General features: G+C 51.0%; 18 protein-coding genes. All 18 read right to left on the reverse strand.

Going from position 1 to position 14,834, the window contains the following annotated elements:
- Positions 1–64: 64 nt before the first annotated feature.
- Positions 65–1,513 carry a proline--tRNA ligase gene (gene proS, locus NYE24_RS06370; RefSeq protein WP_036692605.1) on the reverse strand — a complete coding sequence of 483 codons (1,449 nt, stop codon included), beginning with the start codon at positions 1,511–1,513 and terminating at the stop codon, positions 65–67.
- 94 nt (positions 1,514–1,607) lie between these two features.
- Entirely contained in the window at positions 1,608–2,882 is a 1,275-nt protein-coding gene (rseP, locus tag NYE24_RS06375; protein ID WP_036692599.1) for an RIP metalloprotease RseP, read from the reverse strand.
- A gap of 147 nt (positions 2,883–3,029) precedes the next feature.
- Positions 3,030–4,169 carry a 1-deoxy-D-xylulose-5-phosphate reductoisomerase gene (locus NYE24_RS06380; RefSeq protein WP_341025630.1) on the reverse strand — a complete coding sequence of 380 codons (1,140 nt, stop codon included), beginning with the start codon at positions 4,167–4,169 and terminating at the stop codon, positions 3,030–3,032.
- Positions 4,170–4,192: 23 nt separating this feature from the next.
- Entirely contained in the window at positions 4,193–4,996 is an 804-nt protein-coding gene (locus NYE24_RS06385) for a phosphatidate cytidylyltransferase (RefSeq protein ID WP_076158315.1), read from the reverse strand.
- A gap of 20 nt (positions 4,997–5,016) precedes the next feature.
- Complete coding sequence (locus NYE24_RS06390; protein WP_076158312.1) at positions 5,017–5,784, reverse strand: isoprenyl transferase; 768 nt, start codon at positions 5,782–5,784, stop codon at positions 5,017–5,019.
- Positions 5,785–5,862: 78 nt separating this feature from the next.
- The gene (gene frr, locus NYE24_RS06395; protein ID WP_036692586.1) at positions 5,863–6,417 is read right to left on the reverse strand and encodes a ribosome recycling factor; all 555 of its coding nucleotides are present in this window, start codon (positions 6,415–6,417) and stop codon (positions 5,863–5,865) included.
- Entirely contained in the window at positions 6,418–7,146 is a 729-nt protein-coding gene (gene pyrH, locus NYE24_RS06400; protein WP_036692582.1) for a UMP kinase, read from the reverse strand.
- Positions 7,147–7,248: 102 nt separating this feature from the next.
- On the reverse strand, positions 7,249–7,899 hold the full coding sequence (gene tsf, locus NYE24_RS06405; RefSeq protein WP_036692572.1) for a translation elongation factor Ts: 651 nt from the start codon (positions 7,897–7,899) through the stop codon (positions 7,249–7,251).
- Positions 7,900–8,045: 146 nt separating this feature from the next.
- A complete protein-coding gene (gene rpsB, locus NYE24_RS06410; RefSeq protein WP_036692565.1) occupies positions 8,046–8,747 on the reverse strand; it encodes a 30S ribosomal protein S2 in 702 nt (233 codons plus the stop codon).
- A 161-nt stretch (positions 8,748–8,908) separates the two neighbouring features.
- The gene (locus NYE24_RS06415) at positions 8,909–9,511 is read right to left on the reverse strand and encodes a peptidase (RefSeq protein WP_342478313.1); all 603 of its coding nucleotides are present in this window, start codon (positions 9,509–9,511) and stop codon (positions 8,909–8,911) included.
- Complete coding sequence (locus tag NYE24_RS06420) at positions 9,508–10,080, reverse strand: hypothetical protein (protein WP_036692562.1); 573 nt, start codon at positions 10,078–10,080, stop codon at positions 9,508–9,510. Before NYE24_RS06420 ends, NYE24_RS06415 begins: the two co-directional genes overlap by 4 nt.
- 69 nt (positions 10,081–10,149) lie before the next feature.
- Entirely contained in the window at positions 10,150–10,458 is a 309-nt protein-coding gene (locus NYE24_RS06425; protein ID WP_036692560.1) for a hypothetical protein, read from the reverse strand.
- A gap of 67 nt (positions 10,459–10,525) precedes the next feature.
- A complete protein-coding gene (locus NYE24_RS06430) occupies positions 10,526–11,929 on the reverse strand; it encodes a FapA family protein (RefSeq protein ID WP_036692557.1) in 1,404 nt (467 codons plus the stop codon).
- Positions 11,930–11,959: 30 nt separating this feature from the next.
- On the reverse strand, positions 11,960–12,748 hold the full coding sequence (locus NYE24_RS06435) for a FliA/WhiG family RNA polymerase sigma factor (protein WP_036692554.1): 789 nt from the start codon (positions 12,746–12,748) through the stop codon (positions 11,960–11,962).
- 78 nt (positions 12,749–12,826) lie between these two features.
- The gene (locus tag NYE24_RS06440) at positions 12,827–13,237 is read right to left on the reverse strand and encodes a hypothetical protein (RefSeq protein WP_036692553.1); all 411 of its coding nucleotides are present in this window, start codon (positions 13,235–13,237) and stop codon (positions 12,827–12,829) included.
- 2 nt (positions 13,238–13,239) lie between these two features.
- Positions 13,240–13,737 (reverse strand): chemotaxis protein CheD, encoded by a 498-nt coding sequence (locus tag NYE24_RS06445; RefSeq protein WP_036692550.1) that lies wholly within the window; start codon positions 13,735–13,737, stop codon positions 13,240–13,242.
- Positions 13,730–14,356, reverse strand: coding sequence for a chemotaxis protein CheC (locus NYE24_RS06450; RefSeq protein WP_036692548.1), 627 nt, complete (start codon positions 14,354–14,356; stop codon positions 13,730–13,732). The genes NYE24_RS06445 and NYE24_RS06450 overlap by 8 nt, the downstream gene beginning before the upstream one ends.
- A 3-nt stretch (positions 14,357–14,359) precedes the next feature.
- On the reverse strand, positions 14,360–14,821 hold the full coding sequence (locus tag NYE24_RS06455) for a chemotaxis protein CheW (protein WP_036692546.1): 462 nt from the start codon (positions 14,819–14,821) through the stop codon (positions 14,360–14,362).
- Positions 14,822–14,834: the final 13 nt, after the last annotated feature.

The raw sequence follows: 14,834 nt of genomic DNA on the forward strand, positions 1-14,834 counted from the left end.
GCGGCCCGCCGACTCCTCTCGCCAGAAGCTGATATAAAAAAGTTAACAATTATAAGGTTGCCGATTAATACGCTTTGGCAAATACAACCGTATGCTGGGCAGGCTTGCCGCAGCAGATACAGGTTTCTTTCGTTTCTGACGGATGGAACGGAATATTACGGCTGCCTGCGCCGGTCTCTTCCTTGACCTTATCCTCACATTCTTCAGAGCCGCACCAGCCTGCAAGCGCAAAGCCGCGTTTCTCCTCCATAGAATTCTTCATCTGCTCAAGAGTGTCTACGGAATAGAAATGATCCTCACGGAATTTCAGTGCCCGCTCATACATCTCCCGATGGACCTGCTCCAGCATGGCGTTCACTTCTTCAACCAGGTTCTCCTGCTGAATGACCTTCTTCTCACCGCTGATCCGGGATACGAGCACACAGACTCCATTCTCCATATCACGCGGTCCAAGCTCCAGACGGACAGGGACGCCGCGCATTTCATATTCATTGAACTTCCAGCCCGGGGTTACATCCGCACGGTCATCTACACGCACACGGATTCCGGCACTTTTGAGTTCACCAAACAGTTCGTCGGTACGTCCGATGACCGCTTCGCGGGTCTTAGGCGGTCCGATTGGAATCATAATGACCTGCGTAGGCGCTACCTTCGGCGGCAGGGCCAATCCGCGGTCGTCACCATGCACCATGATGAGCGAACCAATCAGACGCGTGGTAGAGCCCCATGAGGTGGTGTGCGCATGTTCCAGTACATTCTCCCGGTTCAGATATTGGATATCAAAAGCAACCGCGAACTTGGTACCCAAATAATGTGAGGTAGCGGCCTGAACGGCCCGTCCATCCTTCATCATCGCTTCAATGGAATACGTATCCACAGCACCGGCGAACCGCTCGGATGGCGTCTTCTGTCCGGTCACTACCGGAATAGCCAGAAAGGTCTCCACGAAGTCGCGGTAGTTATCAAGCATCTTCATCGTTTCTTCGCGTGCTTCCGTCTCATTCTCATGCGCGGTATGGCCTTCCTGCCAGAGGAATTCCGTCGTGCGGATGAACGGCAGGGTACGTTTCTCCCAACGGACCACGTTGGCCCATTGGTTGATTAGCACCGGAAGATCGCGGTAAGACTGAATCCATTTGGAATACATATGACCGAACATGGTCTCGGACGTAGGACGGATTGCCAGACGTTCTTCCAGCACATCGCCTCCGGCCTCAGTGACCCAAGGCAGCTCCGGATTGAAGCCCTCCACATGTTCCTTCTCCTTCTGGAAAAAGCTCTCAGGAATGAATAGCGGGAAGTAGGCGTTCCGGTGACCGGTAGCCTTCAGGCGGCGGTTCATTTCCTCCTGGATATGCTCCCAGATTTCATAGCCGTCCGGTTTGAATACGATACAGCCGCGGACCGGTGAATAATCCATCAGGTCCGCTTTTTTGATAACATCGATATACCAGCGTGAGAAATCCTCGCCCTGCGGCGTGATCTCTGTAACGAACTGCTTGTCTTTGGCCATGTGAAGAAATCCTCCTATTATTCGCCCCTCAGATTGCACATTAGCTGTGAAGCCCAATCCAATGCATCACGGGATAAAAATGATATGACATCCGTCAGCCGCTTATGAGGCGTAAAATATCATTATACGTAACAGCGATCATCACCAGGAACAGCAGGGCAAAGCCTACAAAGTGGACCATGCCTTCCCTGCTCGGGTCGACCGGCTTGCCTCGCAGTGCCTCAACACCAAGGAAGACAAGCCGGCTGCCATCCAATGCAGGAATCGGCAACAGGTTGAAGATCCCTAAGTACAGGCTAAGAATAGCCGCCCAGTAGGTAAGATACTGAATGCCCTGCTGGGCAATCTGTCCGGTCAACTGGAATGTGCCTACTGGCCCCGAGATATCATCCATATTAAATTTATTGATCAACTGCTTGAAGCCGATAAAAATCAGCTTGGTGGTGTCGACCATAGCTGTACCGGACTTGGTAATCGTCTCCCCCACTCCGGCCTTGCGGGTAGGCAGCTCTGGCGTAATTCCAACCTTGCCGCCTTGCTCCCCTTCCATTCCGCGGGGAATCATGGTTACATTTAAGGTCTCTTCGCCGCGCTTCAGCGTCCAGTTCATTTCTTTGCCTTTGGAGGCCGAGGTCAGCTTGATCATCTTCTGGTAATCTCCGCCGATGGCTTGCCCGTCCACAGTGACGACGATATCGCCCTTCTGAAGACCTGCTTCCTGCGCAGGCATTCCTAAGCTGACGTCACCGATCTTCACATAGGTCGGATTCTCCACCGGGATTCCGGCCATCTGCAGATGAAGTGCAAATAGCACAAACGCCAGAATGAAGTTCATCACTGGACCGGCCAGGATCGCTATCGCACGCTGACCGACGGTTTTGCCGCCGAACTGGCGGTCCCTAGGCGCAATTTGCGTCTGCTGGGTGCCCTTGATCATCATCGCCTGCGGATTCACATCATAAGTGGTCACTTCACCGTCTACATCGAGGCGGATTTTCAGTTCATTCTCCAGATCGGTGAACTGCGCTTCACCGCGAATAACATTTCTGCGCGTATCCAGTGAATCGATGTATATATTCTTCACCTTGTTATCCTGGCCCAGCCGGACGGCAATGGTCTGCCCCGGGCCGATCTCAACCATCTCGGGGTCTTCACCGGCCATCCGGGCGTATCCCCCGAAGGGCAGCAGGCGAAGCGTGAACTGGGTTTCACCGCGTTTATAAGAGAACAGTTTCGGACCGAAACCGATCGCAAATTCCCGTACAAGAATTCCGGCACGTTTGGCAAAATAATAATGTCCCCATTCATGGACAGTCACCAAAACAAAGAACATAAACACCGTTAAAAAAACAACTCTTACCATCTCCATAGCGCAACATTCCCCCTTAAGGTGTAAGACCGAAGTATGTCCTCTTAATTTATCATTATTCCAAGGCAGGGCACAAGAGAATCAACAGTCCACACCTATTTTTCAGGGTACAGCCATATTCACCGTTTATAAAAGCCTCTTATCCCGTTACAGGACAGCCGCAAGCTCCCGGGAGGCTAAATCGCTACTGTGAATCTGTTCCAGACCGGGGTTCGCCTCATTGTGATGACGCTGAAGCACTTCATCAATAATCTCATCAATCCGCAGGAAGGGAATCTCACCGCGCAGGAAGCGGGCTACGGCGACCTCATTGGCTGCATTGAAGGCGGTTGTGAATGTACCACCCGCTAAGCCGCAGTCAATGGCCATCTTCAGCGCCGGATAGCGCTCATAATCCATCTCCCGGAAGGTCAGGCTGGCTACCTGAGCCAGAGACAAGCGCTTCGCAGGAGACGGCCAGCGGTCGGGATAGGTGAGCGCATATTGAATAGGAACCCGCATATCAGGAGTCCCGAGCTGAGCAATAATGCTGCTGTCGCAGAACTCCACATACGAGTGAATAATGCTCTCCGGATGCAGCACCACATCAATCTGCTCATACGGAAGGGCGAACAAATGGTGGGCTTCAATAACCTCAAGACCTTTGTTAACCATGGTTGCCGAGTCAATAGTAATCTTGGCCCCCATGCTCCAGTTAGGGTGACGCAGTGCGTCTGCTACGGTTACATTCGTAAGCTGTTCACGCTTAAAATCACGGAACGAGCCGCCCGAGGCAGTGATGGTAATTGAAGCCACATCTTTACGATTCTCCCCATTTAAGCATTGAAAAATCGCCGAATGCTCACTGTCCACTGGCAGCAGCTTCACGCCTTTGCGTCCAGCCAGTTCTGTAACCAGATGACCGGCGGTCACCAGCGTCTCCTTATTAGCCAGTCCAATGTGTCTGCCGGCTTCAATCGCCGCAAGCGTGGACTGAAGTCCTACACTTCCTACAAGCGCAGTTACGACCGTCTGTGCATCGCCTCCGGCAGCAATCTCCACCAGACCTTCACTTCCGCTATACAGCTCTACACCGGCAGGCAGACTGGATCTGATCTCCTCTGCAAGCTCCTTCGTGGATACCGATACACGGCGCGGCTTGAAGCGGCGGACCTGTTCCAGCAGCAGTGAAGTATTGCTTCCCGCCGCCAGTCCATCGACTTCAAAAGCTTCCGGATGCATCGCTACCACATCCAACGTCTGGGTACCGATGGAACCCGTGGAGCCGAGAATACTAATTCTTTTCACAGTTGCTTTCCTTCTCCCTGTCGTTAATAGTAAGGCATCAGCATTACGATATGTACGAAAGGAAATACGATGATCCAGCTGTCGCAGCGGTCCAGGATGCCTCCGTGACCCGGCAAGAGTGAGCCTGAATCCTTAATACCGTACACCCGTTTATAGGCAGATTGTACAAGATCTCCGAGCTGACCGAGCACAGCGCAAGCAATTCCAATCAGCAGCGCGCGCCCCGTAGTCAGCAGATCAGGAACCAGTAAAGCAAACACAATCGAAATGACAGCAGAAATCAATACTCCGCCAAGTGCGCCCTCAATAGTCTTGTTAGGACTGATTGCAGGCCACAGCTTGTTCTTCCCGAAGCTTCTGCCGACAAAATAGGCTCCGGCATCACTGCCCCATATACAGCACAGCAGCAGGATCGTCCAGAAGAGGCCATGGCTATCGCCCGCACTGCGGGCGATTCCCATATACGAGAACCCCATTCCTATGTAAACAATGCCCGTGAACATCATCGCGGTGATTTTGATATCCAGCTTATTCTTGCTGAAGACAGTGACCAGCAGGAACAGCAGCAATACCAGCCATATCCCCTGTTCCCAGGAGAATAACTTATTCGTCCCCAGAAGATCCCAAGGAATCATAAAGCCTACTACAGAGGCGTAACCCAATACAGCAGTCAGTCCGAAGGTTGCTGTACCCGTCATTTTGACAAATTCATAATAGCCGATGAGGGCCATGGCAGTCAGCATCAGCTGATACGGCCAGCCACCCCAATAGCATAACCCTAAAAACAAGGCCCCGGCAACAATTCCGGTAATCAATCGCTGCTTCAAAGAATCCCTCTCCCATCAGGCTACTTCAGTCCACCATAACGGCGTGTGCGGCGCTGATATTCAGCAACAGCCTGGATCAGATGCGTCTTATCGAACTCCGGCCAGTATGCATCCGTAAACCAAAATTCACTATACGCGATCTGCCACAGCATAAAGTTACTAAGCCGCATTTCACCGCTGGTACGGATCAGCAGGTCAGGATCAGGTAATCCGCCGGATAACATTCTGCTGTCTATCAGCTCTGAAGTAATCTCTTCAGGGGACAGGACTCCTGCCTGAATATCCTTGCCCATGCCGCGCATACAATCCTCAATTTCCTTACGCCCGCCGTAATTGAGTGCAAAATTCAGAATAAGTCCGGTATTGCTCTGTGTGCGGGCTACCGCTTCTTCCATCGCTTTGCGCGTATGGGAAGGCAGCGAGTCGATATCGCCCATTACGCGAACCTGTACATTCTTTTCAATTAATTCGTCCAATTCAATCGCCAGAAATTCAACGGGGAGACGCATCAGGAAATCCACTTCATCCTTCGGCCGACTCCAGTTCTCCGTAGAAAAAGCATACAGGGTCAAGAATTCAACGCCCAGGTCATTCGCTGCAATCGTAGCACGTTTGACCGCCTTCATCCCGTTCTGATGGCCTACAACCCGAGGCATACCGCGCCGTTTCGCCCAGCGCCCGTTGCCATCCATAATTATCGCTATGTGCCGGGGAATATTATCCGGTGAAATCTCGACTGGCTCCTGCCTGTCTTTACGGCTCAGCCATTCTTGAATCCGTTTGATCATTTCCGTTTCCTCCAAGCTCTTATCAGAAAGAGACAAACCCCACCATTAACGGAGGGGCCTGAAGTCTCATGAATTTCGTTATACTTCCATAATCTCTTTTTCTTTGGACAAGAGCACTTTGTCGACTTCAGCTATGAACTTATCCGTTGTTTTCTGGATATCTTCCTGATGTCCATGTGATTCATCTTCTGAAATGCCGTTTTTCTCCATCTTTTTGATGTCATCGTTGGCATCGCGGCGGATGTTGCGGATCGCTACCTTGGCTTCTTCCCCGAACTTCTTGGTGAATTTCACCAGCTCGCTGCGGCGTTCTTCGGTAAGCGGAGGAATCGACAGGCGGATGATTGTACCGTCATTAGCAGGTGTAATCCCGATGTCCGATTTCATAATTGCCCGCTCGATGTCTGACATTGAGGTTTTGTCCCACGGCTGGATCAGCAGGGTCCGGGAATCCGGTGTGCTGATGTTAGCCAGTTGATTGATTGGAGTTGGAGCACCGTAATATTCAACCTGGATGCGATCCAGCAGCGACGTCGAAGCGCGTCCTGCCCGCAGTGTTGCCAAGTCGCGTTTCAGCGAGAGAATCGCTTTTTCCATACGCTCTTCGGCATTTTTCTTAACCGATTGTGGCATTTAATTTACACTCCCTTTAACGATCGTTCCGATCTTTTCGCCGAGAACGACGCGTTTGATATTGCCTTGCTCTGTAATAGCAAACACAATGAGCGGTATATTATTATCCATGCAGAGTGAGGAAGCGGTAGAATCCATAACCCCCAGGTTTTTGTTCAGAATATCCATGTAAGTCAGCTGCTCGTATTTCACGGCTGTGCTGTCCTTGAACGGATCTGCTGAGTAGACGCCGTCAACCTTATTCTTGGCCATGAGGATAACCTCGGCTTCAATCTCGGCTGCTCTAAGCGCTGCCGTAGTATCGGTCGAGAAGAACGGATTCCCTGTCCCTGCGGCAAAAATAACTACGCGGCCCTTCTCCAGATGCCGGATCGCCCGGCGGCGGATATAGGGCTCAGCAATCTGCTGCATGGCGATAGAGGTCTGAACCCGGGTTGGGACATCGATCTGTTCCAAAGCGTCCTGCAATGCCAGCGAGTTCATCACTGTTGCCAACATCCCCATATAATCGGCTGTTGCCCGGTCAATACCGCTTGCACTTCCGGCGATTCCGCGCCAGATGTTGCCACCGCCGCACACAATCGCAACCTGAACTCCAAGCTCCACGACTTCTTTGACCTGCTCTGCAATAGAGATGATCGTATCGGCATCGATGCCATAGCCATTCTGTCCGGCGAGCGATTCACCGCTTACCTTAAGGACTACTCTCTTAAATACCGGTTGTTCCAATTATATACCCTCACTTTCTACAAAAGACGGAACACTACTTGTATGTGTTCCGCTCTTTTGATGCTTGCCTGTATTCAGTTCTTATTCAATGACATGCAGTTATTATTGTTTTACTTGTGCCATAACTTCTTCTACGAAGTTATCGACTTTCTTCTCAAGACCTTCACCCAGTTCGAAACGAACAAAGCGGCGGATGGTGATGTTCTCGCCAATGGTGCTGATTTTTTCATTCAGCAACTGGGAGATTGTCTTGTCCGGGTCTTTAACGAAGGATTGCTCCATCAGGCAATATTCTTCATAGAACTTGCTGATGCGGCCTTCCACCATTTTTTCAACGATCTTCTCAGGCTTGCCTTCGTTCAGCGCTTGTGCCTTAAGAATTTCTTTTTCCTTCTCTACGTCTGCAGAAGGTACTTCTTCACGGCGAACATACAGCGGGTTCGCTGCTGCGATTTGCATAGCGATATCGCGTGCGAATTCTTTGAAGGAATCCGTTTTACCTACGAAGTCAGTTTCGCAGTTGATTTCTACCAGAACGCCAATACGGCCGCCAGCGTGGATATAGGATTCTACAGTACCTTCAGTAGCAATACGTCCTGCTTTGTTGGCTGCTGCGGACAATCCTTTTTCACGAAGCAATTCTGCTGCTTTGGTGATATCGTTGTTTGCTTCTTCCAGCGCTTTCTTACAATCGAGCATTCCTGCCCCTGTTCTTTCGCGAAGTTCCTTCACTGCTTTTGCATCTACTGCCATTGTTATTCCCTCCAGGGTCATAGTCGTTGTCATGCGAGGACATCAAGCGATACTTACTTGCATTTTAAAAAAAGGGCAGTGAGAGGTTATCCACCTGCCAACCACCCTTTTCATTTAAGTTCATGTTTTATGTTCCGGCTACTACCTTAAGCTGTAGTTGTGTCTTCGCCCTGATGAGCTTCAACAACAGCATCAGCCATTTTACCAGTCAAGAGCTTCACGGCGCGGATAGCGTCGTCATTGCCTGGGATTACGTAGTCAATTTCATCCGGATCGCAGTTAGTATCAACGATAGCTACGATAGGAATACCCAATTTGCGAGCTTCTGCCACTGCAATGCGCTCTTTACGCGGGTCAATGATGAACAGCGCGCTTGGAAGACCTTTCATGTTCTTGATACCGCCCAGGAATTTCTCAAGACGATCTTTCTCTTTGCGGAGAAGGATAACTTCTTTCTTAGGCAATACTGCAAAGGTACCGTCTTCTTCCCAAGCTTCCAGTTTCTTCAGGCGGTCAATACGCTTCTGAATGGTCTGGAAGTTAGTCAGGGTACCACCGAGCCAACGCTGGTTAATGAAGAACATACCCGAACGTTCAGCTTCTTCTTTTACGGAATCCTGTGCCTGCTTCTTTGTTCCTACGAATAGGATTGTGCCGTTGTCGCCAGCGACGCTCTTTACAAAGTTGTAAGCTTCCTCTACCTTCTTGACTGTTTTTTGCAAGTCAATAATGTAAATTCCGTTTCTTTCAGTGAAGATATAACGATCCATCTTTGGATTCCAACGACGAGTCTGATGACCGAAGTGTACCCCAGCTTCGAGAAGCTGCTTCATGGAGATTACTGCCATCTTCACACACCTCCTAGTTTTGGTTTATTGTGTGTCTCCTCCGCCGCGCGTCATCTTTCAGCAAGACTTTCTTCAGAAGAAAGCACCTCTTGTCGAAATCAACCGGCGTGTGTTTTAACACCGTCAATTAATATATCATATTAAAACAACCTATGCAACGATTACTTTTTTACGGTAATCAGCTTGTCAATAATGGAGTTGATGCTCTCTCCCTTGTTGAAGCTGTAACTGCCGTATTGAATGATAGTGTTCACCTTACGGCTGTCGGCCGTCTGGAGGAACTTGTTCTTGTCCTCGATAACCCCGGCTTCCGCAAGCAGATCTGCCGTCTGGGCTAGAGTAATTCCAGTGGGAATCTTCAAAGAGATTACCCCGTCCACCACAGCCGCAGGCGCTTCAGGCGTAACCGGAGTCTTGGTAACAGGCGATGCCGTGCTCTGCGGCTGCGCAGGAGCTGAAGGCTTGCCCGGAGTCGCTGCGACGCTTGGCGCTGCGGCCGGCTTGGGCGGAACAACAGGCGTAGAGGCTGGTGTTGCTGCTGGCGCCCCGGAGGTCTTGGCCTCGACCGCTTTCTCCGGGGATGGCGTTGCTGTTGCAGCAGCTTCTGCCGGATCTACAATGGTCAGGTTCATACTAGCAGCTTGCCGGATCAGCTCTTCTTTGGTTAGAGGCAGAGCCCGCCCGGCTATCATCAGCTGCAGCAGCAGCGCGCCGGCTATCAGCCCGATCCCTAGTCCCAGCATAAAGAACCGGTTCTTAATCATACGGATTCCTCCTGCTGGGCAAGCTGCAGGATCAGCTGCACTTCGCCCCGCTGCAGGCCGGCGGTCTTGGCAATAGAATCGATTGATTTCCCCTGCTCATGCAGCTCGAACAGCCGGGGATACCGCAGCTTAATGGAGCTGACGGGCCTTGGCTTAGCCGGAGGTACTGCCGCAGCCGCCTGCTCCATGTTCTGGGGCTTCTCTGTATGGCCGGACGAAGCTTCCCGCGAGAAGGTGGCAGCCAGCTGAAGCAGTCCCTTCTCTTCCGCAGTCAGCCGCGTATCCATCAGCAGCAGGCTCCTCTGCAGTTCGCCCACCTGCTCACGCAATACACCGATTTCTTCCTGAAGGGCCACCTTATTGCTCTGTGACTGTGTCTTAATACTGCCCACCAGCTTCAGCAGCTCGGAATTCTCATGCTCGATATCAGCCATGTAAAGCTCGAGAGCCGCCTCCGTCTCCTTCAGGCTCTTCTTCTCCGAGTCTTCCTTGCCCGTCCTGGCCGGCAGCCGCAGGGCATAAACAATAGCAACTGCGCCTACCAGCACGATGTATACCCATGGTTCCAAATGTGTAATCTCCTTCTGCGTTTAATTCATAGGATGTCTTAACTGCATTTGCGGTTATTCTGGTCCCAATCAGAGACTGAAATCTATACGGTGCCCCTTATAGGGATGTTCAGCATCATGAGTATTCTCCTGCTTGTCCGGCTTTCGCGGATGAGGCTGACTGCCAGAGCCATTCCCCTTACCGCCGTCCCGCAGCGCCGATTCGGCAGACTCGTCAACCTCAGTGCTGCGCAGAGAGATTTCTTGACTATGCTTGACATTCTGGCCTGCCAATTGCTGCTGGTCGAGTGCAGGACGCTGCTGAAGGTTGTTCTGAACTTTGCCCGCATCATGGGTACGGGGCAATGCAATTTGCAGTTCCACCGGTTTCAGACTCATAAGATCCCTCTTCTCCACTCATTGGTTTCAGAATCAAGGAATAGCAGGCCGCCTCGGCTGCCCGCCATTACACATACGGTATTATGGATATGTCCCCTTCACTATAAATGAAGGATACCCGCTCTGTCGGGTCCTTGACGAACCTGGTATACCTGCCGATTACGATCTTAGAGCCTCCATAGATCGTCTTGACCACATCAACCTTTGCTCTGCCGGTGTCCTCCAGCATGCGCTCGATCTCCAGCACACGCTCTTTAATTCTCTTTTCATCACGCATATGGGATTGCTTGGTTGCATTAAGTTTGACGCGAAGTGCCACCTTATCCGGCGATAGCTGGCCGTTGTTCGCCAGCTGATTAAGCAGATACAGCGCTTTATTGGTCTTGTCCTCATTCTCGAGAAGCTGCCGGAGCTCTTGGCGCAGTTCGTTGATCTCATTTCTCAGCTCGGGAACAACGCCCACTTCAATCGCTGTAGCTGTAGACATGGTATTGCCGATGGTACGGGCGATCACGCGTTCGCCTGCCTGTACGATACCGCCTACGATTAAGCCTTTGGCCCCGTTACACAGCACATCATGGCCTGCCCGGATGCTGGAATGCATAATACTTTGGGAGACTACAATATCCTCCCCGGCCACAACATTGCCATCCTGGATGAACGAGACCTTAACATTTTTACCGGCGCTTACAAGGCCTTTATTATATCCAATGATGCCGCCGGTAATCTCGATGGACCCGCCCGATATCAGTTCGGCCCCCTCTACCCCGCCGACCACCCGGATATCTCCTGCGGATTTGACAGTGAAACCGGTAAGCACATTGCCGCGGATGACCACTGTTCCTACGAAATCAATATTCCCTGTGCTGTAATCCACATCCCCATTGATTTCATACACTGGAAATACATTGATTTTCCCTTTGTCTGTCAGCGTAACCAATCCGTCAATCGCCGAATACATGGAGGTCTCTTCCTGATCCACCACCACATTCTTGCCTACCTTGAAATGAGCCTCCTTCCCTGCCCGGAACGGAAGCTCTTCCCCTGTTACCATTTTGCCGTTCACGCCGTTCTCTGCCGGAATAACCTTGGCAATAAGCTGGCCCTTCCTCACGTTATGCAGACGGACCAGCTCTTTGTAATCCACCTTGCCATCCTCTTTCTCCAGAGGCTTGCGGTCCTCCTCCATATCAACGGTCAGCACAACCCGGCCGTCCTTACCATTGACAGCAGGCTGTCCAATCGCGATGGGCACCCGGTTCCAGAAATATTCTTCCGGGTTGCTGCTAATCCGCTGAACAATATCATGCTGGATACCAAAACGAATATTGTGACTGAACAGGAAGCTCTCAAGGTCCTCGACCGAACAGGTGAAATTCTCATCCTTCTTGGTGAACTGAAGGTAAGCAATCCCCTTATCCTCCGAAAAAGTAATGCTTAGGTATTGGCTCAATACATATTGACCGATCAATTTCTGCTCCCCCTTGTCACCGTCACCCGGTTAATCATTTTGCATTAGAAGGTCCCGGTTCTTCTCAAGTGTTCCTCTTAGCCGCAAAATAGCTTTGGAATGAAGCTGGGAGATTCGCGAAGGAGACAGTGACATCACTTCCGCAATCTCGCTTAAAGATAAATCTTCATAATATAAAAGGGACACGACGGTCCGTTCTTTCACTGTTAGTTTCTCGATGCCCTTGGTTAGCGTATCCCGCAGGTAGAACTCATTTACTTTCCGGTCCGGATTCTTGGCCTTGTCATCTACCAATATGGACATTCGTGTCTCTGATTCTTCTTCACGTATAGGATCTTCCAATGAACAGAGCGACATTACTGCAACATCCTGCAGCATCGTCTGAAACTCCGTTTCCGAAATATTCAGATACTGGCTCATTTCATCGTCACTTACCGATCTCAAATACTTCTGTTCCAGCTGCTGGTAGGCATCCTCGATTTTTTTCGCTTTTTCGCGTACGGATCTGGGAACCCAGTCACTTTGCCGCAGAGAATCGAGAATTGCTCCCCGTACCCGCCACGAGGCATAGGTCTGGAATTGAAGCCCCCGCTTGTAGTCGAATTTTTCGATGGCATCAATGAGTCCCATGACACCGTTGCTGGCCAAATCGTCCTTGGAGACGTTTTTGGGCAACCCTACTGCCAGACGGCTGGACACGTAATCAACAATATGGAGATAACTCTCAATCAGCTTTTTTTTAGCTTCAGGATCGCCGTGCTCTTTCCACTGCTCCCAAAGCAGGTCTGTTTCCGACTGAGCTGCTTTACGCTCGTTCAACGGCTTTCACCCTTCCCAAAGTTTAGTCAGCGGGCAAACATGCGGCGCAAGATGACGGACTTTCGCCGCAACACTCGCTTATTCTTCTTTCAGGTGACGAACGGCCTTGGCCAATTCTTCAGGATCTTTCATAGAGACTAGCTTCGGAGGCTGCAAAGGCGTGAACCCCCCAGGCTCTTCACTGACCGCCTCCCGTTTTGGGGTTAGCAGGTCCTTGAGCTCCTGATCCTCTTCAGGTGTACTAATATCAAGCTTCACGCCAAGTGACTCTTCGTTATCGAACAAACTGGCTTCGGGGTCTGAGGATTCTTTTCCGATAATAAAACCCAATACCCATCTCAGGAAGAAAGCAAGCACAAACCAGATAATAAATCCGTACATGCCACGGATCAGGCTGGTACCCAGCAGGTTCTGTCCGTTATTCGCAAGGAAGGTTAGTAGAAATCCGATCAGTCCGGCCACAATATTCAGCAATAGTTTCCTGCTCATGGCTAAATTTCCTTCGGGCCTTTTTGAACGCTGCGGATAAAAATCACTCCTGTGGTGCAAGAGATTTCTATCGTGCGCCCATAATTGCCGCCCGTGTCCTCCGCGATAAGAGGAATACGAAGGTTGTCCAGAGCAAGCTTGCAGGATTCCACATTCCGAGGCCCGATCCTCATGGTGTCACTCCCTCCGGCAAAAGCAAACATCTGCGAGCCCCCGGCCATCTTAGCCACAATCCGGCTTCTAACCGCCCCCAGCCCCAGCAGGCGGGCCAAAAGCTCAGGTACAGCAGTATCTGCGAACTTGGCGATATTCAGCTGTCCCTCCCGGGCAATCTCTGACGAGGGCAGCATAACATGAGCCATCCCCGCCAGCTTTTTACCGGGATCAAACAGAGTCAGTCCTACGCAGGAGCCAAGACCGGTCGTACGAATAAGGCTGTCCTGGCTGCCTACGTTCAGATCCGCCATACCTACTTTAATGATGCTCTGCTCTTCAATCATTGTCGAACGGTACTCCTAAAGCCTTGAATATTTTGGGGAACGATTCCGGATCGGGAATAAGGAAGAATTGTCCTTCAATTTCATTTTGGCCTTCTAAAAAAGTCGTATCGATCAGCAGAGCATCGTCACCCATCTGACCGAACTGCAGCAGCCCGTAGCCAAGAATGGCACCAGCCATATCCATCGCAAGCGCCGGCACTGTCGGATACATGGACAGGGAAGTGAAGTCCGCCAGGGAAGAGAGATATGAGCCGGCCAGAATATTTCCGATCTCACTTAGTGCGGATAACTCCATCTCACTCAACTCATCGCCGCCGGAGACTTCTATTCCGGCAATCCGGCTGAGCAGACTGCTTGCCGCTTCCGGGGTAAGGATGAAGAACAGGTTGCCCGGGGCTTCACCTTCCACACGCAGGAATACCGCGTATACTAGTTCCTCCGCTCCGCCCACCTTATCGGTGATCTCCTCGAAGCTGAGTAGCTGTACCTTCGGCACGGCCATGTCAATCGGCTTATTGAGCAGCTGGGACAAGGCCGTGGCTGCATTGCCGGCACCGATATTCCCAACTTCCTTAAGCACATCCATTTTGAAGTCTTTGAAATTCTTGAATAGCTCCATAGGCTAGCCCTCCAGGCTTTCCAGCTGCACGATTTCACTCTTGTTCAACACTTCAGACAGGTTAAGCATAATCAGCAGACGGTCATCCCCTATTTTAGCTACTCCGTCCAGATACTTCGCCTTGATGCCGCCCACAACATCCGGCGGTACATCGATAATGTCACGGTTCAAGTCGATGACATCGTTGGCTGAATCGACAATGAAGCCCACTTCCATCTCATTCACATTTACGATAATGATTCGGGTCTGGTCGGTGTGCTCCGCTTCCTCGATGCCGAATCGTCCGCGCAGATCAATAACCGGAATCACGACACCGCGCAGATTGATCACACCTTTGATAAATGAATAGGTCTTCGGTACGCGGGTAATCGGCATCATGCGTTCAATCGTCTGGACCTTCTCTACTTCAATGCCGTATTCTTCAGTGCCAAGCTTGAATACAATTACTTTAATATCTTCAGCCATGGAATGACCCTCC

The sequence above is a fragment of the Paenibacillus sp. FSL H7-0350 genome, from assembly GCF_038593195.1.
Lineage (GTDB): Bacteria > Bacillota > Bacilli > Paenibacillales > Paenibacillaceae > Paenibacillus_AQ.